The following is a 25,580-nucleotide window of genomic DNA, read 5'->3' as shown; positions in this document are numbered from 1 at the left end:
CGGTCTAGTCCTTGATGAAGGCCAACAGGTCGGCGTTGATCGTGTCGGCGTGGGTGGTGGGCATCCCGTGGGGGAAGTCCTTGTAGGTGATCAAGGTCCCATTCTGAAGTAGCTCTGCCGACTTCGGACCCGCCGCCACGTACGGCACGATCTGGTCGTCCTCGCTATGCAGAACCAGCACCGGCACCGTGATCTTCTTCAGATCCTCGGTGAAGTCGGTTTGCGAGAACGCCACGATTCCGTCGTAGTGCGCCTTGGCGCCGCCCATCATCCCCTGACGCCACCAGTTCTCGATGATGGCCTCGGACGACTCGACACCCGGTCGGTTGAATCCGTAGAACGGGCCAGACGGCAGCGCGCGGTAGAACTCCGAGCGGTTGGCCGCCAGTTGCGCCTGCAGGTCGTCGAACACCGATTTCGGCAGACCCTCGGGGTTGCCGTCGGTCTGCACCATCAGCGGTGGCACCGCACTGATCAGCGCGCCCTTGGCGACCCGGCTCTCGCCGTGACGGGCGATGTAGTGGGCCACCTCGCCACCGCCGGTCGAGTGCCCGACGTGAATGGCGTCGTGCAGGTCCAGATGTTCGACGACGGCCAGCAGGTCGTCGGCGTAGTGGTCCATGTCGTGACCGTCGCCGGTCTGCGTCGAACGTCCGTGGCCCCGCCGGTCGGGGGCGATCACCCGGTAGCCCTGAGCCAGGAAGAACAACATCTGGTTGTCCCAGTCGTCACCCGACAGCGGCCATCCGTGGCTGAACACGATGGGCTGCCCACTGCCCCAGTCCTTGTAGAAGATCTCGATACCGTCGGCAGTGGTGACAAACCCCATCGTTGGAACCCTTCATGTCGAGGGAGGTGCGGCGCCAACGGCGACGCATCAAGGCGTCACCAGCCCCAGCCGCCGCCCTTCGGCGAATCGCCGGGGGTCGCGGAGTTGCGGTCCGGCCGCGGGGGTGGCGGCGGCGTCGCACTCATCGGAGCCCGCGTGGTCGGGGTCCGCGTCACGCCGATCTCGGGCTTCTTCGGCACCTCCGGGGTGTACTGCCGCTGCGGCGGTGAGTACTGCCGGGTGACGGGTGGAGACACCTGCTCGGCCGATGGCGGCGGAGGAGGCGGAGGCAGCGGAGGGGGCGCCGGCGCTGGCGGGGGCGCCGGAGCGCGACTCGAGGCCGACGGAACAGGCTTGGGCGTGGGCTGGACCGGCTCGGCGGTCGGTCCGCTCGGCGCGACGCGTGGAGCGTCCTGGTCCGATGCGGAGTCCCCAGTCAGGAACACCACTAGCGCCACGACTGCGCCGATCACCGCGACGGCGATCAAAGTGATCAGGACGAGTTTGGAGCGGTTGCCCGGATGCGGGTCGGAGACCTTGAAGTCCCATGCGCCGCTCTGCGACAACCGGGATTCCCACGTGCTCGACGGCGTACCGGCACGCCCGTTGGCAGGCGCCCGGGTCGTCAACGCCGCGACGGCGGGGGTATGAGCGGCCATCGCGGTCTCGAGGTCGCGGACGTGCCACCTGTCGGTGTCGGCGGCCTCGTCGGGAGGCAGGTACTCGGCGTCGGGAGCCGCCGTTTCGTCGGGCAGCGCCGCCGGCTCGTAGACGGGCGGGGTCTCGTAGCTTGGCGCCGCGGTCTCATAGACCGGCATCGGGTCGTACGCCGGGACTGCGGACTGCGCCTGGGCGTCGTACTCGGCACTGCCGGATGCTTCGACGGTGGACGCTTCGACGAGGGAGGGGTCGACGAGGGAGGGGTCGACGAGGGAGGGGTCGACGAGGGAAGGGTGTAGGTCCACGGGCTGCGCCCAGCCGAACCACCCGTCGTCGGGGTCGTCGAATCCGTATTCGACGTTCACGTCCCGGAGCGTCACGCGACAATGTTAGCGCGCTCGACACACCGACCGGGTCGCCAATTCGGCGATTGAGCTAATTTGCTTGGCCGTCAAGAGCTTCGGACGCCGCGGTAGAGCTGGCCATCGGAACCTCGCGACGATCGGAGGTGGCTGAGGCGGTCCGACGCGCCGATGGCGCCACCAAGTCTTGACTGATTCCAGAAAAGGGCGGCATAGTGGACCGGTGACCTCGTCGTCGGACTACGCGGACCAGCTGAGGCTGGCGGACCTCCGCGTGACTCGGCCAAGGGTCGCCGTTCTGGAGGCCGTTTACGACCATCCGCATGCCGACACGGAGACCATCTTCGACTCGGTGCGCACCGGCCTACCAGAGGTTTCTCGGCAGACCGTGTACGACGTCCTGGCAGCGCTGACCGCCGTCGGGCTGGTGCGCCGGATCCAGCCATCCGGCTCAGTCGCCCGTTATGAGTCGCGTGTCGGCGACAACCACCACCACGTCGTATGCCGGACGTGCGGTGTGATCGCCGACGTCGACTGTGCGGTCGGTGAGGCGCCCTGCCTGACGCCGTTCGACGAGGACGGCGTTCTCGACGGATTCTCGATCGACGAGGCCGAGGTCATCTATTGGGGCTCCTGCCCTGATTGCTCCACTGCTCGAACCGCTCGAAGTTCCTGATCACACCCGAGATCGCAGCCCCATCACCCACATGATGAAAGGAATGTTCGTGTCCTCTGATACGTCCGACGCCCGCCCCCCCAAGCCCGATACCACACCGGAGAACGGCAGCGAGTCGGAGAATCCGGCAATCGACTCTCCGCACCCGAAGGGTCACGCGCCGCTGACCAACCAAGACTGGTGGCCGGAGCAGGTCGACGTCTCGGTGCTGCACAAGCAGCCTGCCAAGGGCAACCCGCTCGGCGGCGAGTTCGACTACGGCAAGGAATTCGCCAAGCTCGACGCCGAAGCGCTGAAGGCCGACGTCATCGCGCTGATGACCGACTCGCAGGACTGGTGGCCCGCCGACTACGGCAGCTACGCCGGACTCTTCATCCGGATGAGCTGGCACGCCGCCGGCACCTACCGGATCTACGACGGCCGTGGCGGCGGCGGCCAGGGCTCGCAGCGCTTCGCCCCGCTGAACAGCTGGCCCGACAACGCGAACCTCGACAAGGCACGCAGGCTGCTGTGGCCGGTCAAGAAGAAGTACGGCAACAAGATCTCCTGGGCCGACCTGCTGGTCTTCGCGGGTAACTGCGCGCTGGAATCGGCGGGGTTCGAGACCTTCGGCTTCGGTTTCGGTCGCCCGGACATCTGGGAACCGGAAGAGATCCTCTACGGCCAGGAGGACACCTGGCTGGGCACCGACAAGCGCTACAACGGCACCAATGACGGCGACCGCACCCTCGGGGAGCCCTTCGGCGCCACCACCATGGGCCTGATCTACGTGAATCCCGAAGGCCCAGAAGGCAAGCCGGATCCGCTGGCGGCGGCCCACGACATCCGCGAGACCTTCGGCCGGATGGCGATGAACGACGAGGAGACCGCTGCCCTGATCGTCGGCGGTCACACGCTTGGCAAGACGCACGGCGCCAGCGCGGACAACGTCGGCCCCGAGCCCGAGGGCGCGCCCATCGAGCAGCAGGGCCTCGGCTGGAAGTGCCCCTTCGGTTCCGGCAACGCGGGAGACACGATCACCAGCGGTCTCGAGGTCGTGTGGACCGGAACGCCGACGCAGTGGAGCAACGGCTACCTCGAAATCCTCTACGGCAACGAGTGGGAGCTGACCAAGAGCCCCGGTGGCGCATGGCAGTTCGAGGCCAAGGACGCCGAGGCCACCATCCCCGACCCGTTCGGCGGCCCGCCGCGCAAGCCCACGATGCTGGTCACCGACCTCTCGATGCGCGTGGATCCGATCTACGGCGAGATCACCCGTCGCTGGCTGGACCACCCCGAGGAGATGAACGCGGCGTTCGCCAAAGCCTGGTACAAACTGCTGCACCGCGATCTCGGCCCGATCACGCGGTACCTGGGTCCGTGGATCGCCGAGCCGCAGTTGTGGCAGGACCCGGTCCCTGCCGTCGATCACGCCCTGGTCGACGCCGAAGATCTCGCCACGCTCAAGGCCAAGGTGCTCGACTCGGGTCTATCGGTGCCGACGTTGGTCAAGACCGCGTGGGCGGCGGCGTCCAGCTTCCGCAGTACCGACAAGCGTGGCGGCGCGAACGGCGCCCGGCTGCGCCTGGAACCGCAGCGCAGCTGGGAGGTCAACGAGCCCTCCGAGCTTGCCAGGGTGCTGCCCGCGTTGGAGAAGATCCAGCAGGACTTCAATGCCTCGGCATCCGGTGGCAAGAAGATCTCGCTGGCCGACCTGGTCGTGCTGGCCGGCTCCGTCGCGATCGAAAAGGCCGCCAAGGACGGCGGTTTCGACATCGAGGTGCCGTTCGCGCCGGGCCGTACCGACGCCACGCAGGAGCAGACCGACGTGGAGTCCTTCGCCGTGCTGGAGCCGCGGGCCGACGGGTTCCGCAACTACGTCCGACCCGGTGAGAAGGAACCCCTTGAGAAGCAGTTGGTCGAGAAGGCCTACTTCCTGGACCTCACCGCACCGGAGCTGACGGCGCTGATCGGCGGATTGCGTGCGCTGGGCGCCAATCATGGCGGTACCAAGCACGGCGTGTTCACCACGCGTCCGGGCGTCCTGAGCAACGACTTCTTCGTGAACCTGCTCGACATGGACACGAAGTGGAAGTCGTCGGCCACTGGCGAGAACGTCTACGACGGCGTCGACCGCAAGACGGGCGAGCCCAAGTGGACGGCCACCGCCAACGACCTGGTGTTCGGCTCGAACTCGGTGCTCCGTGCCGTGGCCGAGGTGTACGCCCAGGACGACAATCAGGCCAAGTTCGTCGAGGACTTCGTGGCGGCATGGGTCAAGGTCGTCAACATCGACCGGTTCGACCTCACCTAGGAGCTGCCTAGAAGCTCTCTGCAGCCCACGGGAACACACCCCGCGGACCCTCTGGTCCGCGGGGTGTTTCCGTTTTGGACTGCTCGGCGTCTCAGCGCTTCTCGAAGTGCTGATAGTCCTTTGGCGTGCGCCAGTACCCGCCCCACCGCCAGCCGCGGTCGGTGAAGGCTCGAACGACGGGGTCGTCGGCGTGGATCAGCCCCTGGTCGGTGCGCGTGCGATCGAGGTACGGCCCCGCGGTGCCCGGCTGGATGCTGCCACGACGATCGACGAACGGGTTGAGCAAGGGGTTGAGATCGATCGCCCGGCCCAACGCGTGCAGCGACCACCGATCGCTGCCAGGAAGCGGCCTGCAGTTGAACGCCGAGGTGTTGTTGTCGCGCATCGAGGTTTCGTCGGAGGCACCGGGGTAGGCGTCGACGGTGCGCATCTTCTCGATGGGAAACCTCAGCCGGTGCAGCTGCTCGAAGATCGCGATGACCTCCGGCACCAAGGCCTCGTCGACGACGAGGTCACCGCGATGCGATCGACCGTCGAAGCCGAGGAAGGTCAGCCCGACGCGGCGCAGGCGTTCCGGCGACACCGGGCAGCCGGGCCGCCACGTCGCTCCGAGTTCTGCGGCGGTGACCGGGTTCACGGTGGCGGCGGGGCCTGGCACAGGTGAGGTGGTGCTGGTCGGCCCGGTGGTGGTCGGCCCGGTGCTGGTCGGGGCCAGCACGGACCTCGACGACGTGGTCGAGGTGGGCGGGGCGGACGGAGTCACCGTCGTCGGCGCCGCGCACTGCACGACGGAGGCGATGGCCGCAGTCGCCGCCGCGATCACCGTGGTCGTGCGTTTCGCAGGTGCCGGTCTGCGACCCGATCGCATCGCCGAATTCCGCTTCCCGCCGAATGTCGTTTGCCAGAGCCATGTTTCACGGGCCGCGCATCAGCCCGCGCAACTCAACGGTACACGTGACGGCGGTCTGCGATGATGGCGCGAATGGGCACCAGGTGGCAGAACACGGATGCGCCTCGCGGCGCCGACTACGACGCGCGCTGGGCCAGGCTCGCAGAGTTCGGCGCCGACGTCCACGGCGAAGCCGAACTCGTCGACGCGCTGCTGCGGGCGTCGGATCGCCACCGCGTGCTCGACGCCGGGTGCGGCACGGGACGCGTCGCCATCGAGTTGGCACGCCGCGGGTATGCGGTCGTGGGGGTCGACGCGGACGCCGCAATGCTCGACGCTGCGCGCGCCAAGGAGTCCGAGGTCGCCTGGATACGAGCCGACCTGAGCGCGCTGGGATCCCACCTCGACGACACGTACGACGCCGTGCTGCTGGCGGGAAACGTGATGATCATGCTCGAACCCGGCAGCGAATCGCTGGTGCTGCGACACCTTTCCGACCGGCTCGCCGACGAGGGCTTGCTGGTGGCCGGCTTCTCGATCCGCCCCCGCCGGCTGCAGCTCGACGAGTACGACCGGCTCGCCGCGGCGGCCGGGTTGGAGCTGGTGCACCGATGGGCCACCTGGGACCGCGAACCGTACGACGGGGGTCGCTATGCGGTATCGGTCCACCGGCGGACGCCCATGGCAGGGTCGTCGTCGTGACCACCAACGCAGACGACGGGTCAGAGGGCACCGTGGAGCTGCACATCGGGTCCGTCAGCATCGACTGCTCCGACCCTGGCGAACTCGCGGACTTCTACGCCGAACTCCTCGGCATGCAGCGGATCGTCGAGACGCCCGACGGCCGGATCGTGGCGGTGTCCGACGGCACCCACACGCTCGCGATGATGCGGGTGGACGGCTATGTGGCGCCGAGCTGGCCTCAGCCGGGGCAGCTGCAGCAGATGCACTTCGACATCTCCGTCACCGACCTCGACCGCGCCGCCGAGCGCGCGCTGTCCGTAGGTGCCCGCCTTGCCGAGCACCAGCCCGCCCCGGACCTGTGGCGGGTGTTCCTGGATCCGGCGGGCCACCCCTTCTGTCTGACCACGCTCGGGGCCTAGCGTCGGCGGGCGGCGTCGTCTCCGGCGAGTCGCTAAGCTTGCTGCCCTTGGGGAGTCACCGGCGCACGACCCACGAAAACAGGAGCGACCATGGTTGCCGAACCCACTACCGAACCCCACGCCGCGCCGGAGCAAGCAAAGTCGAAGTCCGGGGCTGGCCACATTCGGCTGACCTCGCATAGCGGTGGTGTGGGCGCGTTGAAGATCCGCTGGGACGCGCCGACGGCCACCGAACGCGGGCCCGTGATCGGCACCACCACCAGTCGGGGCAACCGCAACGTCATCGGCACGCACAGCGGCTCCTACAGCGTCTACCGGGCTCTCGCCGTCGCGTCGGGTGCGCTGTCGCGGGAGCACAGGGCCGACCTGACGAACACGGCCCCCACCGACGTCGTCGGGCCGTATCCGCAGTGGAGCGAGCCCGGCAAGATCGTCAGCCTCGATCCGTGGGGCGCCATGGTCGCCGAGGTGTTCGCCGAGGAGTTGGCTGCCGGCCACGACATGCGTCCGACCATCGCCGTCACCAAGGCGCACGTGATGCTGCCCGAGGTGGTCGAGGCGGTGCAGAAGGGTCGCCTTGTTCCCGACGGCCGCATCCTGTTGGCCAGCGGTGCCGCGCTGGTCACCAAGGCCGCCATCGAGCCCGTCTGGTACCTGCCCGGGGTGGCGCAACGCTTCAACTGCAGCGAAACCGATCTTCGCCGGGTGCTGTTCGAGGAGACCGGGGGCATGTACCCGGAGCTCGTCACGCGCTCGGACCTCGAGGTGTTCCTGCCGCCGATCGGCGGCCAAACCGTGTACGTCTTCGGCGACAGCCGCGACCTCGCCGATCCCTCGGTGGAGCTGACCGCTCGGGTGCACGACGAGTGCAACGGCTCCGATGTGTTCGGCTCCGACATTTGCACGTGCAGGCCCTATCTCACGCATGCGATCGAGGAGTGCATCCTGGGCGCGCAACGCGGCGGGGTCGGGCTGGTCGCCTACTCCCGCAAGGAGGGCCGCGCGCTGGGTGAGGTGACCAAGTTCCTGGTCTACAACGCACGCAAGCGCCAGGTCGGCGGCGACACCGCCGATCAGTACTTCGCGCGCACCGAATGCGTGGCAGGTGTGCAGGACATGCGCTTTCAAGAGCTGATGCCCGACGTACTGCACTGGCTCGGCGTCCGCAAGATCCACCGCCTCGTCTCGATGAGCAACATGAAGTACGACGCGATCACGGGTTCCGGCATCGAGGTCGGCGAGCGGGTCAACATCCCCGACGATCTGGTGCCCGCCGACGCCCGCGTCGAGATCGACGCCAAGATGGCCGCGGGGTACTTCACCCCGGGCCCGGTGCCCGGCGACGAGGAGCTCAGGAAGGCGAAGGGCCGCGGGTTGGGCGGATGAGCCTGGATACCTCCCCCGCTCCGGACACCGATCGGAGCGATGGTGCCGCGGCGGTCCTGCGCAGCACTGCCGCCATCCGGGAACGTGCGGCGTTCCTGCTGGCCCGGGCGCGCGCGGGTGACTCGCCGTGGTTCGAGGTGCACGAACCGTCGTTGCAGCTCGCGGTGACCGAGGTCGTCGAGGTGACGAGGTCGCGCTATCCCGATCTGAACATCCCGTTTCACAGTCGCTGGCGGCACTTCGAGGCGGGCGGAGTAGACCGAAAGGCCGAGTTCGACGTGCGGCTGGCGGCTCTCAACCCGGCGGCGCGGGCCCGCGCAATGATCGACCTGACGGTGGTCAGCGTGCTGCTCGACGCGGGTGCGGGCCCGGATTGGAGCTACGACGAGTCGGCCAGCGGTCAGCGTTTCGCCAGGTCCGAGGGGCTTGGCGTCGCTACGTGGAACGCGTTCATGGACGGGGTGTTCTCCAGCGATCCTGGCGCTCCGCTGAGAGTCGACGCCCAGGGGCTGCGCGACGTGTCGGTGGAGAGACTGACCGCGGCGTTCCAGGACGGACCGGACAATCCCCTGGTCGGCCTCGAGGGCCGGGCGGCGCTGCTGCACCGCCTCGGTGAGTCGATGACCGCCCAACCGGAGACGTTCGGACCGCTGGGCCGGCCCGGCGGGATCTTCGATCGGCTGCTCCCCCAGCCCCGCCCTTCCGCGATCTCGGCGCACGACATCCTGTCCGTGCTGCTGACCTCGTTGTCGGGGATCTGGCTGGCGGACAACGTGATCTCCACCAGCGAGCGGCTCGGCGACTGCTGGCGGCACGAGGCGGTGCCAGGGTCCGGTCTCACGCAGGGTTGGATGCCGTTCCACAAGCTGTCCCAGTGGCTCACCTATTCTCTGCTCGAGCCATTCGAATGGGGCGGCGTGCGCGTCGGCGGGCTCGACGCGTTGACCGCGCTGCCGGAGTACCGCAACGGCGGTCTCCTGCTGGACTCGGGTGCGCTGCGGCTGCGCGACCCCGGATGGGTCCGGAGCGCATGGGCGGTGGGCGACGAGCTGGTGGTCGAGTGGCGGGCGCTGACGGTGGCGCTGATCGACGAGATGGCCCCGATGGTGCGGACTCTTCTCGGTACCGACGCGGTGCGGATGCCGTTGGCATGCGTCCTCGAAGGGGGCACGTGGGCTGCCGGTCGCGCGCTGGCGCAGCGCCTGCGCGGCGGGTTGCCGCCATTGGTCATCGTCAGTGACGGCACGGTGTTCTAGGGATGGCTTCAGAGAGAGGGACCATGCACGAGGTACATCTCGTCGATCACCCGCTGGTACAGCACAAGTTGACGCTGTTGCGCCGCAAGGAGGCCTCCACCAACAGCTTTCGCCGGCTGGTCAACGAGATCTCGGCGCTGATGGCCTACGAGGTGCTTCGTGACATCCCGTTGCACGACATCGAGATCGATACCCCCATGGAGGCGATGACGGGTCAGGTCATCGACGGCAAGAAACTGGTCTTCGTCTCGATTCTGCGGGCGGGCACCGGCATCCTCGATGGAATGCTGAGCGTGGTGCCCGGCGCGCGCGTTGGCCACGTCGGGCTATACCGCGATCCCAAGACCCTCGTCGCAATCGAGTACTACTTCAAGATGCCCGGCGAGTTGCAAGAGCGCGACGTGGTGGTCGTCGACCCCATGCTCGCTACCGGCAACTCCGCGGTGGCCGCCGTGGACCGGCTCAAGGAGTGCGGCCCGAAGTCCATCAAGTTCGTCTGCCTGCTGACGTGTCCCGAAGGCGTGGCGGCCATGCGGGAGGCGCATCCCGACGTGCCGATCTACACGGCCGCCGTCGACCGGCAGCTCGACGAACACGGCTACATCCTTCCTGGCCTCGGCGACGCCGGCGACCGGATCTTCGGCACCAAGTAGCGGGCCGTCAGACCCGACGCGGCAGCTCCGCGCCGATCAGTGGGGCGATCCGGTCCGCCATGTAGGCGTGGCCGGCGTCCGTCGGATGCACGCCGTCGGGGCCGATCAGGTCCGGCCGGTCGACGAACCAGCCCGCGGCGATGGGATCGATGAAGGTGGCGCCGACGATGAACGACTGGAACCCGAGCACGTCCCGGACCCGCAGCACCGACGGAGGCACGTCGGCCGTGGGCCATGGCGTTCCGATCACCAGCAACCGCGCCCTCGGCGCCATGGTGTGCGCCAACGCCAGCGCATCGTGCACCATCGACCCCAGCACGCCAGGGTCGACGTCCTGATCGTTGCGCGAGCCGTAGAAGACCACCACGGCATCGTCTGGCCGGACCGCCCTGGCCGTCAGGTCGTAGAACAGACTTCCCTGATCGCCACGGACCCCGTAGCCCGCCTTGCCCTCGGCCGCCACGTCACCGGTGACCGACATTCCCTGACGCGCCAGCGTCTGCCAGGCCCGGACCGGCCAGGCGTTCCTGCCCTGCCCACCGATGGCCGTGCCGTTGGTGTACGAATCACCGATCACCGCGACGCGGAGCACGGGGGTGTCCACCGTCGCGGGGACGTACATCACGGCCCGCTCGGGGGTCGCGTTGACCGCCAAGGCGAGAACCAGAGCCGCCGACATGATCAACGTGACGACACGCCCCACGACTACCTCTCCCGTCCTTGATCATCAACTGGCCTCTCGCCCTTGCTCATTGGGGCGCGCTCAAGAGTAGTCGGACCCGCGAAGGCCGAGGTCACGCGCCGCTGCGCTCAGCCAGCGCGCGCCTTGCGCCCCGGGCCGTGTAGCGGCGCGAGGTTCCCGTTGGGCGGTGCGACGTCATCGGCGACCGGTGGATCGACGTCGATCCTTGGATGCGGCTCTTGCGTGCTGACGTCTTCGACGGCGCCACCGCCGGCCGCTTCCGTGCCAGCGACGGTACCGGCTGCGACATCCGCTCGGTTGCGCGGATCGTCGACCATTCTGCGCATCCACTTGCGGGCCGGTTCCTCCACGAGGTGGAACAGCACGATCGCCAGCACGAAGGACAGCGCGATCAGCCCGACGTAGATCGCCTTGGCCGCGATGCTCGGCTCCAGCACGATCCGGTACTGGGCCATCACCCAGATCCACGCCTGGTGCACGATCTCGTGCACCATGTACAACGCGAACGAGACGTGTCCGCCGTAGACGAGGAACCGGGTCGACAGCAGCGCAGGCAGCGTGCCAGAGCCGATCGCCAGCGCCACCACCAGCGGCATGAACAACACGTCGACCAGTCCGAAGCCGTCGCGGATGGTGGGCAGCGGATTGGCGTGGAAGTAGTACAGCGCGCCGACGATGACCGCGATCAACACCACCGAGGCGTAGCCGGCCCTGCGCCGGGCGCGGTCGGTGGGCCGCAGCTTGCGCACCGCAGCGCACGCCAACGCGCCCGCGGTGAACTGCAGCACGATGCGCGGCAACCAGCTCCACGGCGTGTAGAAGCTCCCCGAGGCGACCAGCAGAAGCACCGGCGGCAACGTCGCCGCGAAGGCGAGCACCAGCAGGCCCCTGGCCCGCGTTGCCCGCTCGATCCGGAAGATCACCAGAACCAGGAGCCCGAACACGAGGTACGCCAGCCACTCCGCGCTGATCGACCAGGCGGGTCCGTCCCAGCTGGTGCCGTCGAAGAACGGCTCGAACCACAGCTGCACCATGAGCAGCTGCCTCAGGTAGCTGATCGCGTTCAGGTTGACGACCTCCGGCGACGGGAAGTCGCCGACGTTGAGGGTGAAGATGATCCACAGCGCCGCGAGGTGCAAGGTCACGACGTAGATCGGCCACACCCTGGCCAACCTGAGCCACAGGAAGTGCATCGTCGCCCTGATCGAGAACTTGTCGCCCATCCGCTCCAGGTAGTTCCAGGTCAACACGAAGCCGCTGAGGATGAAGAACAGGTCGACGCCCTGCGCGCCACAATCGAGGATCGGCTGCAGGGATTCGTAGAGGGGTGGAGAAGCCGTCTCGAGCATCGGCCGGAAGTGGAACAGCACCACCCAGAGCGCGGCAACGATGCGCAACCCGGATAGGGCCTTGATCTCTCCGGTGCGCACAACACTCATTCCGTGACTCGACTTGCTCGTTTCGCGGGTGGTCCGCGCCGCCTGCGTTCCCGCCGCCGTGCGGTTGGTGACCTGCGACCGGCCTTTGGCAGGGTAGCAGCGTGTCCCGGCCGTCGGCACGCCCGTGGAACCGTGTCGCCCGTCGCGATTGGTTTCTGTGCGTCGCTAGTGATCGGGTCGGACCGGCCGACGATCTCCACGCAACCTCCACCCTTTCTTCATGCGGTGGGGGTGGCATCCGGCCCATGCTCTCTTCATGCAAGAGAACAAGATTCGTGGCCCACTGATTTCACTGGCAGCGGTCGCCGCATTGGGTGGCGGGCTCTGGTTGGCGAACGTCTCGCAGGAGAACGACGCGGCGCCACCTGCGCCCGTCGTCCAGTCGACGACGCTTGCGGCGCCTGCGCCGCCGAACACGCCCGCACCCACCACTACTCCGCCGCCCGTTGCCTTCCCCGCGAAGGCGAACTACGAGGGCGACATACCCACCCGATCCGGGACGATCACGCTTCAGATCGCCGTCGACGGTGCCGAGGCCGTCGCCTATGCCTGTGACGGATACGACTTGGAGTCGTGGCTGAGGGGCCCCGCCAGGGACGGCGCGCTGTCGTTGTCGAGCGCGGACGGCACCGGCCGTCTCGAGGGCAGGCTCGACGGTGCCTCGGTGGTCGGGACGCTGTGGATCGGCGAGAAGAAATGGGACTTCACCGCGGCTCCCGTCGCAACACCTCCGGCCTGGGCGGGCAACGATGGCATCGCTTGAGACGAGGCCGGTGGCCACCACCGGTGGCATCCGCATTGCGGTCGCCGTCGTGGTCGGCGCGCTGGTGGCCGTCGGCCTCGGCGTGTTCGGCAAGGTGCACGAGCCGCAGTTCTTCTCGGTCAACGTGGCCGGTTTCTCCAGTGGCACGGCGGCGAAGACGTGGGTGGCGACCGTGGCGGTCGCGTTGGCCGTGTTCCAGTTCGCCTCGGCGTTCGCCATGTACGGCCTGTTTCCCGGGCGGACGCCGTCCTGGATGGCGGTGGCGCACGTGTGGTCGGGGCGGCTCGCCGTCCTGGCGAGCGTGCCGGTCGCGGTGCACTGTCTGTACGCCCTCGGCTTCCAGGCGACGGACACCCGGGTGCTGTTCCACTCGCTGTTCGGCTGCTTCTTCTACGGGGCGTTCGTCGCCAAGATGTTGTTGCTGACCCGCAGGGGTTTGCCAGGTTGGGTGATCCCGATCGCCGGTGGATTGGTGTTCTTCGGGTTGGTCTTCATCTGGCTGACGTCGTCGTTCTGGTTCTTCCAAACCAGCGGCATCACGCTCTAGGTCGATCCACCCAACTCGCTTTCTCCCACATTCCGGTTCCCCCGCTCGGATGTGGGTCCACAATTCGGGGACGGCCGTGCACAGCCCCGCACGGCCGGCCCGCGTCCTCACAGCCCGAAGGATCTTGCCATGCGCATCACCGACATTCGTCAACCCCGAAGGACGGTCGTCGCCGGCGCCGGACTCGGCGTGCTCGCCGCCCTGGTGGCAGCGTGCAGTACGTACGGAAAGAAGCCGGAGGCCGAGTCCCCCGCCCCGAGTACCCCGGCCGCGGGCCCTGCCACCTCCGGCGCCTCCGCGGCGCCCAGCGGGGCGCTCGTCGCGACGGCGGACGTACCCGTCGGGTCGGGGGTGATCGTCGGGGACACCGTCATCACCCAGCCGACGGCGGGCACGTTCAGCGGTTTCTCCGCGGTGTGCACCCACAAGGGCTGCGACGTCTCCGAGGTGACGGACGGCAAGATCGTCTGTCCGTGCCACGGCAGCAAGTTCAACCTCGACGGAACCGTGGCCCAGGGCCCGGCGACCACGCCGTTGGAGGCCAAACCCGTCTCCGTGCAAGGAGATTCGATCGTCAGCGGCTGACTCCTCGGCCGCGCCACGGTGTGATCACAGGTTGCCGCGCAGCCAGATTGGCGGCATGTCACCCGTTCGCGACGTGAAGTCAGCCCGCGGCATTCGGCCGCAACGGCGGGCAGACGCCCTGGCCGTCCACGGCGAGCTCGAAGTGCCAGATCTCGTTGGCGTAGATCTGACAAAGACCGAACCGTGCGCCGTTGCGCATCAGCCACTCGTCGGCCGCCGTCGGGCCTACGTCGACGGCCCTCCCGAGCACGTGGTTCGACACCTCGGGCGACGCCACGAACTGCCGGGCAACGTCGACACTGCCGTACGTCGTCACCGCGTCGTCGAAAAGCCGCTGCTGGAAACCCTTCGACCGCCACCCCGAGGTGAGTCGCACGTCGACTCCATCGGCAGCGGCAGCCTGCGTCGCATCCTGAATTGCCTTGAGCAGCAAGGGATCGAGCAATCCAACGATCGGGTTGGCGACGTCGAACGCCGAGACGGTCTGACCGTCGGGAATCGAGCCGCCGACGGTGTCCACCGCACCGGGCCCGATCGTCAATTCGTCGTCGGTGTCGGCGGGGCTGGTGGCGAAGGTCGCCGCCGTCGCCGCAGGGCCGATTCCCAACGGCGCCACGGCGTCGCCCGGGATGACAGTCGGGGCACCGACGGACCCCGTGCCGACGGACCCCGTGGAGTGGCAGCCGGTCAGTGCCACGCACGTCAGGAGGGCGGCGACAACCGGACCGCTCACCCCCGAGTACATGACGAGAGCGTATTCGCCAGCTGGCGCCGACCGCGCCCCGGAGCCCACGAACGGCGGTATGGCAGGCTCTGCTGACGTGGACCTCCCGCGCCCGGACCCTGGCCTCCCGCACCTGGCCGACGTGGTGCCCTCGGTGCTGGCCGCGCTCGGCGCACCCGGATTCGAGGCCTCGACCGCAGCCCCGATCTCCCTGCGGGACGGCCTGGCAGGCGCCTGCGTACTGCTGATCGACGGCCTCGGCGCCGAGCTGCTCGACGCCCACGCCAACGACGCCCCCACTCTGGCCGCACTGCGCGGCCCGTCCCTCAGCGTCGGATTCCCCTCGACCACGGCGGCCGGGCTCGCAGCGATCGGGACCGGCTGCCGCAGCGGCGAACACGGCATGGTGGGCTACACCTTCCGGTTGCCGGAGGCGGGGGTGATCAACGCCCTTCAGTGGCGACCCCATCCGAAGGGCGAAGACCTGCGCGATGCGCTGCCACCGGAGAGCGTGCAACCGATGGCGACCACGTTCGAGCGGGCGGCCTCGGCTGGCGTCGCGGTGAGCGTCGTCTCCAAGGCCCAGTTCGCCGGCTCGGGGATGACGAGGGCGGTGCTCAGGGGCGCCCGCTACGTCGGCGTCCATGGCCTCGGCGACCTCGGCGCCGGAGTCGCCGGGGCGATCGCGAGCGGCGGGTTCTGCTACGGCTATCACGGCGACCTCGACCTGCTCGGTCACCTCCATGGCCCGGGTTCGCTGGCGTGGCGCCTGCAACTACGGCAGGTCGACACGTTGGTCGAGTCGGTGATCGAAGCCCTGCCTCCGGGCGGCCTGCTCGCGGTCGTCGCCGATCACGGCATGGTGACCGTCGCACCCGAGGACCGGGTGGACGTGGACGACGACGCCACCCTGCGCGACGGGGTCGCGGCCATCGGCGGAGAAGCGCGGGCGCGCCACGTGTACGTCGAGCCGGGTGCGGCGGCGTCCGTGCTCGCCGCGTGGCGGGCCAGGCTCGGCGACCGGGCGTGGGTGGTGTCGCGGGACGAGGCCATCGCGGCAGGCTGGTTCGGCGCGCGGATCGACGGCGACGTTCGCGACCGCATCGGCGACGTGGTCGCCGCAGCTCGCGGCACCGCCGCCATGGTGCGGCGGACGCTGGAACCGATGGAATCGGCACTCGTCGGACACCACGGTTCGCTCACCTCCGCCGAGCAGTACGTGCCGCTGCTGCTCGCCTACGGTTAACGTCTTCGCCGTGATCGTGCTGTTGCCGCCCTCGGAGACCAAGCGCGCCGGCGGGCAAGGACCGCCGCTGAACCTCGACGTTCTCGGCTCTCCCGAACTCAATGCGCTACGCGGCGCGTTGGTCGACGACGTGGTCGCGCTGGCAGCCGACCGTCCCGCCAGCCGCACCGCCCTTGGCATCTCGCCGGCCCAGGACGCCGAGATCGACCGCAACGCCGCACTTCTCACCGCACCCACGATGAGCGCCATCGACCGATACACCGGCGTGCTCTACGACGCGCTCGACATCGAATCCCTGCGCGGCGCGTCCGCTTCCCGAGCCCGGTCCCGGCTGGTCGTCGGCTCCGCGTTGTTCGGGCTGCTGCGGGCCGACGACCCGGTGCCCGCCTATCGGCTGTCGGCGACGTCGAAGCTCCCCGGCAGGCCCACCCTGGCCGCCAGATGGCGGCCAGTCCTGGAGCCGGTGCTGCACCGGCTGGCAGGCGATGACCTGATCGTCGACCTGCGGTCGGGTTCCTACGCCGGCCTCGGCAGGGTGCCCGGCGCCGTCGAGGTCGACGTCGTCGCCGAGCACGCCGACGGCCGTCGCACCGTCGTCAGCCACTTCAACAAGGCGCACAAGGGCCGACTGGCCCGAGTGTTGGCGGCCAGCAGAGCCGAACCGGACGACGCAGCCGCGGTCGCGACCCTCGCCCGCCGCGCAGGCATGCGCGTCGAGCGCCGGGGCAACGAACTCGTCGTCGTGGTGCCTGCCTGAGGAGGGGTCAGAGCGTGCCGAAGAGCTCGATCGAATTGCCGTCGGGGTCGGCGATGAACATCCATCCCATCCCGGGCACCGGCGCGAACTCCGTCGGCGGCTCGACGACCTCGTAGCCTGCGGCCAGCACCTGGGAGGCGACGTCGCGGAGGTTGCGCACTCCGATGGTGAAGTAGCGGAGTCCCGCCCGGGCCCGGCCGCCCCCTGGCGCGGCTGGCAGCGGCGGCGCGGACGTGTACGTGACGAGTTTGACGACGCTGCCTCCCAGCGCGTACCGGCGTTGCGAACCGTCGGCGAACTCGATCTCGCCCTGGGGCTCCAATCCGAGGAAGCCCTCGTAGAACTCGACCATCGCCTGCAGGTTGGTGGTCACCAGTCCGATCTCGACGCTGGGACTCAGCAGGTCCAGTTTCACGGGTGGTTACCGCCAATCGCCGTCGATCCCCTTCACCGCCGTGGTGCGGCGCCCCTCACAATATGCTGGACGCGACCGGCGGACGGAGGGCTTCCAGGTGGAGACGTTCTTGCGCTACCTCAAGGTTCAGTCGTTCGTGTTCGTGTGCGGCATCGTCGGACCGATCTTCCTCGCTGTCTTCTTTGCGGCACAACCAGATCCGACGATCAAGTGGATGTACTACACCGGGTTGACCATCACCACCGTCGACGTGTTGATCGCCTTGGCACTCACCAACGCCGCCAGCCGCGGCGAGCGGCGGCGCGGCAGATCCGACTGACGGTCCACCGGAGCCCCGGCCTCTGGCGCACCGTCCCGTGAGGGGAGTGAACGTTCGCTACGGACGGGGTGCGGGAGACCGTCGACGAGACCACGTGAAGCGGTCGAGTTGCCGAATCGGATGCCAGCGTTCAGGATCCGCCCAATGGACTCACAACACGCACGCGAGCTGGCTACCGTCGATGCGATCGGGCAGGCGGCACTCGCCGCGACGGGCGAGCTGACCGCCGTCGAGTTGCTCGACGCGGCCATCGAACGCCTCGAGTCCACGCGTGAACTCAACGCGGTCGTCACCGATCTGTTCGACCGCGGTCGCGAGCAGGCCAGGGCACTCGACGACTCCGGGGAGCTACGCACCGGTGACGCAGGTCCGCTGGCCGGGGTTCCGTTCCTGCTGAAGGATCTCGGCGCGTCGCTGGCGGGAACCCCTGAGGCGATGGGGTCAAGGGCCCTGCGCGGACACGTGGCGTCCCACACGGCGTGGATCGTCGAGCGCTACCTCGCTTCGGGGCTGGTGGTGTTCGGCAAGACCAACACCCCCGAATGGGGCAACCACTGCACCACCGAACCGCTCCTCTTCGGCAAGACGGTCAACCCGTGGGGGCCCGACGTCACGCCGGGCGGATCCAGCGGCGGCTCGGCGGCCGCGGTGGCGGCGGGTGTGGTGCCCGCCGCGTCCGGCGGCGACGGCACCGGCTCGATCCGAGTGCCCGCGTCGTGCTGTGGACTCGTCGGGTTGAAGCCTCGCCGGGGCCGCAGCTCCTTCGCGCCCGGCGCAGGCCAGGGCATGGAGGGTCTGGTCAACGGCCACGCGCTGACGCGCACCGTCCGCGACAGCGCCGCCCTCCTCGACGTCATCGCAGGCGGCGCGGTCGGTGACCCGTACTCGGTTCCGGCGCCCGCCGTGCCCTTCCTCGATGCAATCGTCGCACCTGCTGCGGCGCAACGAGTTCTGACGACGACCGACTCGCCGTTTCCCGGCAGCGCGACGCATCCCGAGGTCGTCGCCGCCGTCGAGTCGGTGGCACGTGCGCTGGCCGAGCTGGGGCATCACGTCGACGCCGGCGCCCCGAGCTTCGACCAGGATGCCGTCGCCGACGCCATCGCCGTCCTGCACACGGTCAGCAACGCCGAACTGCACGCCCTCGGCAAGCAGGTCCTTGGCCGCGAGCCCGTCGAGGACGACTTCGAGCCGAGCAGCTGGGTGATGATGCGGGAGGGATTCACCACCACCGGCTTGGCCTATGCGGAGGCGATCGGCGCCGTGCACGCCCAGACCCGCCGCTTCGCCGAGGGGATGGCCGGCCACGACGTCCTGCTGGTGCCGACGCTGCTGACTCCCCCGCCGCCGTACGGACTGCTGAATCAGCCGCGCGGCACCACCAGGGCCTTCTTCGACGTCGAGTTCGCAACGACCGGATGGACCACGATGGCGAACGTCACTGGTTGGGCGGCCATTTCGCTGCCGCTGGGAGTGACGTCGACGGGCCTGCCGATCGGGGTGCAGCTGATGGCGCCCGACGAGACCGTGCTGCTTCAGCTCGCTGCCCAGCTCGAAGTGGCCATGCCCTGGTCGGATCGGGTTCCCCCTGGCTGGGTCGGGTAGTCAGTCCGGCACCGCGGCGGACGCCTCTGCGGCGTGCGGGATGCTCGCGATCAGCGTCGTCCCCTCGCCCACCGGACTGGACACGTCGAGTCGTCCCGACAGGGCCTCGACCCGGTCCCTGAGCCCGACGATGCCAGATCCTCCGCCCACCGACGTCGCTCCGCCGACGCCGTCGTCGGCAACCTCGATCCGCAGTACGTCGGCGGCCAGTCCGACCCGGATGGAGACACCCGAGGCCTTCGCGTGCTTCGCGGCGTTCGTGAGGGCTTCGGCGACCACGTAGTACGCGGCGACCTCGACCGACTCGGGAAGTCGGCGCTCGACGTCCACGTCGACGCTGACCGGCACCACCGACCGTCGCGCCAGTGCGCGCAACGCGGGGCCGAGACCACCCTTCGACAGGATTGCCGGATGGATGCCCCGGGACAACTCCTGCAGGTTGGTGTACAGATCGGCGAGCCCGTTGATCACGTTGTCCAGCTGCTGGCGGACCGTCTGGTTCTCCTCGGGCACCGATGCCTCGACGGTGCGAAGCCCCAGCCCCAGGGCGACGATGCGCTGCTGGGCGCCGTCGTGCAGATCGCGCTCGAAACGCCGCCGGGCCTGGTCGCTAGCCGCCACGATGCGGGCCCTCGACGCCGTGAGCTCGGCCCGGGTCTCGGCGTTGGCAATCGCGGTGGCGACCAAGTCGGCGAAGTCGCAGACGCGTTCCTCGGTCCCCTGCGGCATCGGTTCTTGGCGGACCGAACCGACGATCAGCGCCCCGCGCGGCCGACCGTCGACGGTGAGTGGGGCACCGACACCGGTGCGCAGCCCCGAGCCGCGCAGCCGGGCGGCGATCTCGCCATCGATCGGCCCGTAGTCGTCGATCCGCGCCACCGACCCCGATCGATGTATGCGGGCGGTGACGCTGTCGCCTTTGAGCGAGAGTCTTTGCCCCACTTCAAATGTCGTCTTTCCAGGTCGGTCGTGCGCGGCCAGTACCGTGCACGTCGTGTCGTCCGGCTCGAAGCGCATCAACGTCACGTGCTCGACGCCTAGACCCCTCGACAGCTCCGCAACGGAGACGGGATACACCTCGTCTGGGTCGGCGCCGCGAGCGACCAGCGTCGCCACCCGTCGCAGGGCGGCCTGCTGCCTGGCCAATGCGTCGGCCTCGTGACGACGCTCCTCGGCCTCGGCAGCGCGCAGCCGGGCCTGCCCCGCCAGCACGTTGGCGAGAAGCGCGATCGGCAGGAACACCGACACAGCGGCCGCTACTCCGTCGAGGTGGAACGAGAGGTACACCAGGGCGCTGACGATCGACGTGGACACGGCCAGCACGGAGTTCCAGCCCGCCGAGACCACCAGCACGCCGAGCAGGAAGATCGCCCCGAACGCGTTCTCGGGGGCCACCCGGGTGAGGTAGAGCACGACCAGCGTCTCCAAGCCGATGAGGCCGACCGCCACCACGATCCCCCAGCCGAGCGGACGCGACGTGGGTCGCAGGAACATCGTCAGCAGACGGCCGCGAAACCGCGTGAACCAGCCTGGTCGTGCGTCCGCCGAGGACGATGCTCGCTCAGTCATCGCACCGGATGCTATGCGGTTCGGTCAGAAGATTCCCGCTAGCAGCAATGCTCGCACGACGGCGTTCTGTGAAACTCGGTTCATGAGGTTCTCCGAAGGCGTGACATGCGCTGTCTGATCGTCGACGACAGCGCCGCCTTCCGCGCTGCCGCGACCGACATGCTGGAGCGCGCCGGGATCGACGTCGTCGGCGTGGCGTGCAGCGCCGACGAGGCCCTGAGCCAGTACGCCGAACTGCATCCCGACGTCACCCTGGTCGACCTCGAACTCGACGGTGAAAGCGGCTTCGACGTCGTCGAGCGGTTGCACGAGGCGGACGTGTCGGGACCGTCGGTGATCCTCATCTCGACGCACTCCGAGCAGGACTACGCGGAGATGATCGCGGCCAGCCCGGCCCTCGGATTCCTGGCGAAGTTCGCGTTGTCACCCGCGGCCATTCGCCGTCTCGTCGACGCGAACGGGTAGCAGGCGCTCAGAGCGAGTCGAGATACATGATCACCGCGCGCACCCGCCGGTGCTCGTCGTGCGTCTCGGGCAGATTCAGCTTGGTCAGGATGCTGCGGACGTGCTTCTCGACGGTGCCCTCGGTGACCCAGATGCGGCCCGCGATGCCCGAGTTCGACAGGCCCTCCGCCATCAGGGTGAGAACTTCGCGCTCCCGGGTGCTCAGCGCGTCGAGCGGGTCTTCGCGGCGTCGCGCCGTCACCAACTCCTGAACCAGTGCCGGGTCGACCACCGATGCCCCGTTGGCGATCCGCCCCACGGTCTCGACGAAGTCGTTGACGTCGGTGATCCGGCTCTTGAGCAGATAGCCGATGGCCCGACCCCCGGCCAACAATTCCATCGCGTGTTCGACGTCGACGTGGGCGGACAGCACGAGGATGGCGACCTCCGGCCACTGCTCCCTGATCGCCTTCGCCGCGTCGAGGCCCTCCGTGTCATGCGAGGGGGGCATCCGAATGTCGGTCAGCACCAGAGCCGGTCGCAGCTCGCCAACGAGGTCGAGCAGCGCGCCGGCGTCGCCGGCCTGCCCGACCACGTCGAACCCCGATCGGTCGAGCAGGCTGGCCAAACCCTCACGGAGAAGGACGTCGTCATCGGCGACGACCACGCGTACGTCACTCATCGGGGAGATTGTTGCATTCGGTGGGGCGTCGTGCAGGTAGCCACGGGCTGTCGCCGGTCAATACCGGCTAGCGGGCATTGCCGCGTCGCGCTTGCGTGACCGCGAGATGCACGTCAGCACTGACGACATCGAAGCCCCCGACGACGAGAGTTCATGGCAGGCGAGCGCCGAGATGCTCCGGCGAAAGCACCGACCGAAGGGAAAGAAAATGACACTCTCACCGACCCGCAGCAGCCACACCCTCTCGCTCCTTCACGGCGAGGTGGTCGAGGAGTCCGATCTCGGATCGATCCACCGGGTGACGGCCGATCAGCTGCCCATCCTGAACGGCATGTCGATCAAGCGTCTGGTCATCAACCCCGGGGCGATGCGGACTCCGCACTGGCACGCCAACGCCAACGAGCTGACCTACTGCGTCTCGGGCACCAGCCTGGTGTCGGTGCTCGACAACGGAAGCAAGTTCTCGACGTTCACCATCAGCGCAGGCCAGATGTTCCACATCGACTCCGGGTCGCTGCACCACATCGAGAACGTCGGTACCGAGCCCGCCGAGTTCATCGTCGTGTTCCGCAACGAGCGGCCAGAGGACTTCGGTTTCGGCGCCACCTTCGGCGCCTTCACCAACGCGGTACTCGGCAACACCTACGACCTGCCCGCCGCCGACTTCGCCTCGATCCGTCGCGACGGCACCGACCACGCGCTTGCCGCCCGCGTCGGCGATGCGCAGGTTCCCGCCGCCGCCCGCTTCGGTGACCCGCACAAGTTCGACATCGAGGCCCAGGAGCCGCCGCTGAACTACGTCGTCGGCAACGCGCGGTTCGCCAGGGACCAGTTCTGGCCGGCCCTCAAGGACCTGTCGATGTACTCGCTGCGCGTCCGCGAGGACGGCATGCGGGAACCGCACTGGCATCCCGTGACCGCCGAAATGGGTTACGTGAAGAGCGGTTCCGCGCGGATGACGATCATGAATCCCGACGGCACGCTTGATACCTGGTACATGAAGCAGGGCGACGTGTACTTCATCCCCCGCGCCTACCCACACCACATCGAGGTCGTCGATGCGCCCGACTGGCACTTCCTGATCTTCTTCGACCAGCCGTTCCCCGCCGACATCGGCTACCGCGCATCGGCCAGCGCCTACTCCCGCGAGGTGCTCGCCGCGACGTTCGGCACGCACCTCGACGACCTGCCGAACTTCCCGTTCACTCCCGCCGACCCGCTGGTGGTCAGCCGCAACAACCCGCGCGACGCTCACGCCTTCGGCGAACACTGAGCGACGAGGCCCCTGCGGGGAGATCGCGACAAGGGCTTGTCTCGCGATCTCCCCGCAGTTTCGTCGTGGCAACCCCGCCAAAACCCCATGCGACACTCTTCGGATGGTCATGCCAATCGCACGTCCCAAGCTGGAGGGCAATGTCGCCGTCGGGGACGACCGTCAGATCGGGTTCGCCGAATTCGGTGACCCGCAGGGCCGCGCCGTCTTCTGGCTGCACGGCACCCCTGGCGCCCGCAGGCAGATCCCCGTGGAGGCCCGCGTCTACGCCGAGAGCAATCACGTCCGGCTGATCGGCGTCGACCGGCCGGGAATCGGCTCGTCGACCCTGTATCAGTACCCGAACGTGCTGGCCTTCGCCGACGACCTCCGCACCATCGCCGACGTTCTCGGGATCGACCAGATGGCCGTCATCGGACTCTCCGGCGGCGGCCCGTACGCGTTGGCCTGCGCCGCGGCGATGCCCGACCGCGTCGTGACCGCCGGAGTCCTCGGCGGTGTCGCACCCGCCAGCGGTCCAGAGGCGATCGGCGGAGGGGCGATGGCGATCGGGTCGGCCGTGGCACCGCTAATGCCGGTGATCGGGCTGCCGATGCGACTGGCCATGGCCAGCCTGATCCGGCTGGCCCGACCCTTCGCGTCGCCTGCCATCGACCTCTACGGCCGGGTGTCCCCGGAGAGTGACCGTCGTCTGCTCGCCAGGCCCGAGTTCAAGGCGATGTTCCTCGACGACTTGCTCAACGGGAGCCGCAAGCAGATGGCGGCGCCGTTCGCCGACGTCGTGGTGTTTGCCAGGGACTGGGGATTTCGCCTCGATGAGGTGAAGGTTCCGGTGCGGTGGTGGCACGGCGACAAGGACCACGTCGTGCCCTTCGCGCACGGGGTGCACGTCGTGTCACGGCTTCCCGACGCCGAGCTCTACCACCTGCCCGGCGAGAGCCATCTCGCCGGACTCGGCTACGCCGAGACGATTCTCGACACCCTGATGGGGATCTGGGACGGCCTCGATTCGACGGAGCGCCGGTAGGCCCGCCCGGCAGCGGTCATTGCGTGGGGGCCGGTGCCTGCGCCCTGCCGAGGATGCGGTCGAGCCAGTCGAACGCGTAACCCTCGAACAGGGTGCTGCCCAACCCCTCGCAGTGGCCGCCGCCACCCTCGGCCTCGGTGAAGGTGGTGAGGCGACGCTCGCAGGTCAGATGCTCGAACAGCACCTCTCCCTGGGCCGCGAAGTCCCCCTCGCCCTCGGTGAGCAGCGTGGGGCACTTGATGTCGGTGACCACGTCGGCCAACGAGAACTCCAGCTGCTTGCGGACGAAGTCCCCGACGGTCGCGGCGCCCATCGCCGCCATTCGGGAGCCGTACCACTCGACGTTGCGCGGGCCGTCCAGCGTTTCCTGGAGTCGAGCGTCGAGGTCGGCATCCGCCGCCCTCACCCTCGCCAGAAACTCCGCGGAATCGGGAACGCCAACGCTCTTGCCCATGGCCGCCGCGATGCGCGAGGCGAAGTCGTACTGCCCGGGATCGGCGACGAGCGCGGCGACGCGCGACTCGAAGGCCGCCGCCCGAGGCCCCAGGTAACCCCCGAAGGAACGACCCATCACCGTGATGGCGTGGGGATGCACCCCGTCCTGACCCAACAGCCACTCGAAGGCCGCGGAGAACGGCGCCTCGTAGTCGGAGCGGAAGGTGCGCCGATGCTCGTACAGCATCCCGCCCTGGCCGGGGCCCTCGAAGACGAAGAAGTTGTAGCCGCGCGGCATGGCCATGTAGCCGGTCGAGACGTACCCCGCCTCGGCCGTCGAGTCGAATCCGCAGGGCGCCAACACCGTTGGCCGCGGGGTGTCGGCGTCGGCGGGCCGGAAGAGGTAGCCGGTCATGGACACCCCGTCGAATGGGATCTCCGTCGCGACGGCGTGGCATTCGAGCAGGGGCAGCGCCGCCCGGAACGCCAGCCGATGCTGGCGCCACGCGTGCTGGAGACGCTCGTCGGCCAGGTCGTGTCTGATGAAGAAGAACGCCTGCCGCCAGTACTCCGAGGCGCGCAGGAACGCCTTGCGAGCGCTCACCACGTGGCCACCGCGCAGCGCCTCCTCCGCCAACGTCTGGGCCACCTCCGCCGTCGCGGACCATTCGGCGTACCAGGAGTCGTAGTCCCCCGCCTTGGTGCGACCCGCGGTCACCATGGCCTCACCGAGATCGGCGGCCTCTGCCGCGACGGCGATCAGCGTCCGTCCGAACTGGGCGTCCATGTCAGGGTCGTCGAGAAGAATCTTCACTAACCGCCTGCCTTGGTCGGAGGTTGTCGATCGCGAGCATCGGCGTCGCGCCCCTCGAGATGACGATAGCGGCGATCACTCCGATCGCGCCCTTTCGGGCCACGGGTGTCATCGTCGGTGTTGGGC

The 25,580-nt window shown here is 68.7% G+C and carries 28 protein-coding genes; 18 read left to right on the top strand and 10 right to left on the bottom strand.

Annotation, left to right across the window (positions count from 1 at the left end; all coding sequences use genetic code 11):
* Positions 1-4: 4 nt before the first annotated feature.
* Positions 5-829, bottom strand: coding sequence for an alpha/beta fold hydrolase (locus ABW137_RS27515; RefSeq protein ID WP_526404671.1), 825 nt, complete (start codon positions 827-829; stop codon positions 5-7).
* Between the two features lie 56 nt (positions 830-885).
* Positions 886-1,869 carry a hypothetical protein gene (locus tag ABW137_RS27510; RefSeq protein ID WP_526404669.1) on the bottom strand — a complete coding sequence of 328 codons (984 nt, stop codon included), beginning with the start codon at positions 1,867-1,869 and terminating at the stop codon, positions 886-888.
* A gap of 205 nt (positions 1,870-2,074) precedes the next feature.
* On the opposite strand from ABW137_RS27510, the gene ABW137_RS27505 reads away from it, so the two are divergent.
* On the top strand, positions 2,075-2,527 hold the full coding sequence (locus ABW137_RS27505) for a Fur family transcriptional regulator (RefSeq protein ID WP_526404667.1): 453 nt from the start codon (positions 2,075-2,077) through the stop codon (positions 2,525-2,527).
* Positions 2,528-2,576: 49 nt separating this feature from the next.
* The gene (katG, locus tag ABW137_RS27500) at positions 2,577-4,820 is read left to right on the top strand and encodes a catalase/peroxidase HPI (protein WP_526404665.1); all 2,244 of its coding nucleotides are present in this window, start codon (positions 2,577-2,579) and stop codon (positions 4,818-4,820) included.
* A gap of 91 nt (positions 4,821-4,911) precedes the next feature.
* On the opposite strand, the gene ABW137_RS27495 is transcribed toward katG, so the two are convergent.
* A complete protein-coding gene (locus tag ABW137_RS27495; RefSeq protein WP_526404663.1) occupies positions 4,912-5,478 on the bottom strand; it encodes a M15 family metallopeptidase in 567 nt (188 codons plus the stop codon).
* 10 nt (positions 5,479-5,488) lie between these two features.
* Here ABW137_RS27495 and ABW137_RS27490 point away from each other — a divergent pair, with 10 nt between their 5' ends.
* The 6 genes from ABW137_RS27490 to upp all read left to right on the top strand — a co-directional run bounded on the left by ABW137_RS27490 (position 5,489) and on the right by upp (position 10,107).
* A complete protein-coding gene (locus ABW137_RS27490; protein ID WP_526404661.1) occupies positions 5,489-5,794 on the top strand; it encodes a hypothetical protein in 306 nt (101 codons plus the stop codon).
* Positions 5,795-5,802: 8 nt separating this feature from the next.
* A complete protein-coding gene (locus ABW137_RS27485) occupies positions 5,803-6,411 on the top strand; it encodes a methyltransferase domain-containing protein (RefSeq protein ID WP_526404659.1) in 609 nt (202 codons plus the stop codon).
* Positions 6,408-6,812: a VOC family protein gene (locus tag ABW137_RS27480; RefSeq protein ID WP_526404657.1), complete on the top strand. Its 405-nt coding sequence runs from the start codon at positions 6,408-6,410 to the stop codon at positions 6,810-6,812. The genes ABW137_RS27485 and ABW137_RS27480 overlap by 4 nt, the downstream gene beginning before the upstream one ends.
* 90 nt (positions 6,813-6,902) lie before the next feature.
* Complete coding sequence (locus ABW137_RS27475; protein WP_526404656.1) at positions 6,903-8,198, top strand: GTP cyclohydrolase II; 1,296 nt, start codon at positions 6,903-6,905, stop codon at positions 8,196-8,198.
* Positions 8,195-9,454, top strand: coding sequence for a DUF1688 family protein (locus ABW137_RS27470; protein ID WP_526404654.1), 1,260 nt, complete (start codon positions 8,195-8,197; stop codon positions 9,452-9,454). The genes ABW137_RS27475 and ABW137_RS27470 overlap by 4 nt, the downstream gene beginning before the upstream one ends.
* Before the next feature lie 23 nt (positions 9,455-9,477).
* Positions 9,478-10,107 carry a uracil phosphoribosyltransferase gene (upp, locus tag ABW137_RS27465; RefSeq protein ID WP_526404652.1) on the top strand — a complete coding sequence of 210 codons (630 nt, stop codon included), beginning with the start codon at positions 9,478-9,480 and terminating at the stop codon, positions 10,105-10,107.
* Positions 10,108-10,114: 7 nt separating this feature from the next.
* Here upp and ABW137_RS27460 read toward each other — a convergent pair whose 3' ends face one another.
* Positions 10,115-10,810: an Rv0518 family GDSL lipase gene (locus ABW137_RS27460; RefSeq protein ID WP_526404650.1), complete on the bottom strand. Its 696-nt coding sequence runs from the start codon at positions 10,808-10,810 to the stop codon at positions 10,115-10,117.
* 107 nt (positions 10,811-10,917) lie between these two features.
* Positions 10,918-12,249 (bottom strand): acyltransferase family protein, encoded by a 1,332-nt coding sequence (locus tag ABW137_RS27455; RefSeq protein ID WP_526404648.1) that lies wholly within the window; start codon positions 12,247-12,249, stop codon positions 10,918-10,920.
* Positions 12,250-12,505: 256 nt separating this feature from the next.
* Here ABW137_RS27455 and ABW137_RS27450 point away from each other — a divergent pair, with 256 nt between their 5' ends.
* The 3 genes from ABW137_RS27450 (at position 12,506) to ABW137_RS27440 (ending at position 14,144) form a co-directional block, all read left to right on the top strand.
* Entirely contained in the window at positions 12,506-13,012 is a 507-nt protein-coding gene (locus tag ABW137_RS27450) for a hypothetical protein (protein ID WP_526404646.1), read from the top strand.
* Positions 12,999-13,559 carry a DUF6529 family protein gene (locus ABW137_RS27445; RefSeq protein WP_526404644.1) on the top strand — a complete coding sequence of 187 codons (561 nt, stop codon included), beginning with the start codon at positions 12,999-13,001 and terminating at the stop codon, positions 13,557-13,559. The genes ABW137_RS27450 and ABW137_RS27445 overlap by 14 nt, the downstream gene beginning before the upstream one ends.
* A 129-nt stretch (positions 13,560-13,688) precedes the next feature.
* Positions 13,689-14,144 (top strand): QcrA and Rieske domain-containing protein, encoded by a 456-nt coding sequence (locus ABW137_RS27440; protein ID WP_526404642.1) that lies wholly within the window; start codon positions 13,689-13,691, stop codon positions 14,142-14,144.
* Between the two features lie 79 nt (positions 14,145-14,223).
* On the opposite strand, the gene ABW137_RS27435 is transcribed toward ABW137_RS27440, so the two are convergent.
* Positions 14,224-14,889, bottom strand: coding sequence for a M15 family metallopeptidase (locus ABW137_RS27435; RefSeq protein ID WP_526404640.1), 666 nt, complete (start codon positions 14,887-14,889; stop codon positions 14,224-14,226).
* 76 nt (positions 14,890-14,965) lie between these two features.
* Between ABW137_RS27435 and ABW137_RS27430 the strand changes: the two genes are divergently transcribed.
* Both ABW137_RS27430 and yaaA read left to right on the top strand, forming a co-directional pair.
* Positions 14,966-16,114, top strand: coding sequence for an alkaline phosphatase family protein (locus tag ABW137_RS27430; protein ID WP_526404680.1), 1,149 nt, complete (start codon positions 14,966-14,968; stop codon positions 16,112-16,114).
* Positions 16,115-16,124: 10 nt separating this feature from the next.
* Entirely contained in the window at positions 16,125-16,871 is a 747-nt protein-coding gene (yaaA, locus tag ABW137_RS27425) for a peroxide stress protein YaaA (RefSeq protein WP_526404638.1), read from the top strand.
* A 7-nt stretch (positions 16,872-16,878) separates the two neighbouring features.
* Here yaaA and ABW137_RS27420 read toward each other — a convergent pair whose 3' ends face one another.
* Positions 16,879-17,286: a VOC family protein gene (locus tag ABW137_RS27420; RefSeq protein WP_526404636.1), complete on the bottom strand. Its 408-nt coding sequence runs from the start codon at positions 17,284-17,286 to the stop codon at positions 16,879-16,881.
* 97 nt (positions 17,287-17,383) lie between these two features.
* On the opposite strand from ABW137_RS27420, the gene ABW137_RS27415 reads away from it, so the two are divergent.
* Positions 17,384-17,605, top strand: a complete 222-nt coding sequence (locus tag ABW137_RS27415; protein ID WP_526404634.1) for a hypothetical protein — start codon at positions 17,384-17,386, stop codon at positions 17,603-17,605.
* Positions 17,606-17,749: 144 nt separating this feature from the next.
* Positions 17,750-19,210: an amidase gene (locus ABW137_RS27410; RefSeq protein ID WP_526404632.1), complete on the top strand. Its 1,461-nt coding sequence runs from the start codon at positions 17,750-17,752 to the stop codon at positions 19,208-19,210.
* Here ABW137_RS27410 and ABW137_RS27405 read toward each other — a convergent pair whose 3' ends face one another.
* The gene (locus tag ABW137_RS27405; protein ID WP_526404678.1) at positions 19,211-20,704 is read right to left on the bottom strand and encodes a GAF domain-containing sensor histidine kinase; all 1,494 of its coding nucleotides are present in this window, start codon (positions 20,702-20,704) and stop codon (positions 19,211-19,213) included.
* 180 nt (positions 20,705-20,884) lie between these two features.
* On the opposite strand from ABW137_RS27405, the gene ABW137_RS27400 reads away from it, so the two are divergent.
* Complete coding sequence (locus ABW137_RS27400) at positions 20,885-21,244, top strand: response regulator transcription factor (protein ID WP_526404630.1); 360 nt, start codon at positions 20,885-20,887, stop codon at positions 21,242-21,244.
* Between the two features lie 7 nt (positions 21,245-21,251).
* Here ABW137_RS27400 and ABW137_RS27395 read toward each other — a convergent pair whose 3' ends face one another.
* A complete protein-coding gene (locus ABW137_RS27395) occupies positions 21,252-21,905 on the bottom strand; it encodes a response regulator (protein WP_526404628.1) in 654 nt (217 codons plus the stop codon).
* Between the two features lie 208 nt (positions 21,906-22,113).
* On the opposite strand from ABW137_RS27395, the gene ABW137_RS27390 reads away from it, so the two are divergent.
* Both ABW137_RS27390 and ABW137_RS27385 read left to right on the top strand, forming a co-directional pair.
* The gene (locus tag ABW137_RS27390) at positions 22,114-23,178 is read left to right on the top strand and encodes a cupin domain-containing protein (protein WP_526404626.1); all 1,065 of its coding nucleotides are present in this window, start codon (positions 22,114-22,116) and stop codon (positions 23,176-23,178) included.
* Between the two features lie 103 nt (positions 23,179-23,281).
* The gene (locus ABW137_RS27385) at positions 23,282-24,205 is read left to right on the top strand and encodes an alpha/beta fold hydrolase (protein WP_526404624.1); all 924 of its coding nucleotides are present in this window, start codon (positions 23,282-23,284) and stop codon (positions 24,203-24,205) included.
* Between the two features lie 16 nt (positions 24,206-24,221).
* On the opposite strand, the gene ABW137_RS27380 is transcribed toward ABW137_RS27385, so the two are convergent.
* Positions 24,222-25,454: an alpha/beta hydrolase family protein gene (locus ABW137_RS27380; RefSeq protein WP_526404622.1), complete on the bottom strand. Its 1,233-nt coding sequence runs from the start codon at positions 25,452-25,454 to the stop codon at positions 24,222-24,224.
* Positions 25,455-25,580: the final 126 nt, after the last annotated feature.

This window comes from Mycobacterium sp., from assembly GCF_040509115.1.
Classification (GTDB): Bacteria; Actinomycetota; Actinomycetes; order Mycobacteriales; family Mycobacteriaceae; genus Mycobacterium.
The sequence above is the reverse complement of the archived record's forward strand: the minus strand, read 5'-3'. Positions and strand labels throughout refer to the sequence as shown.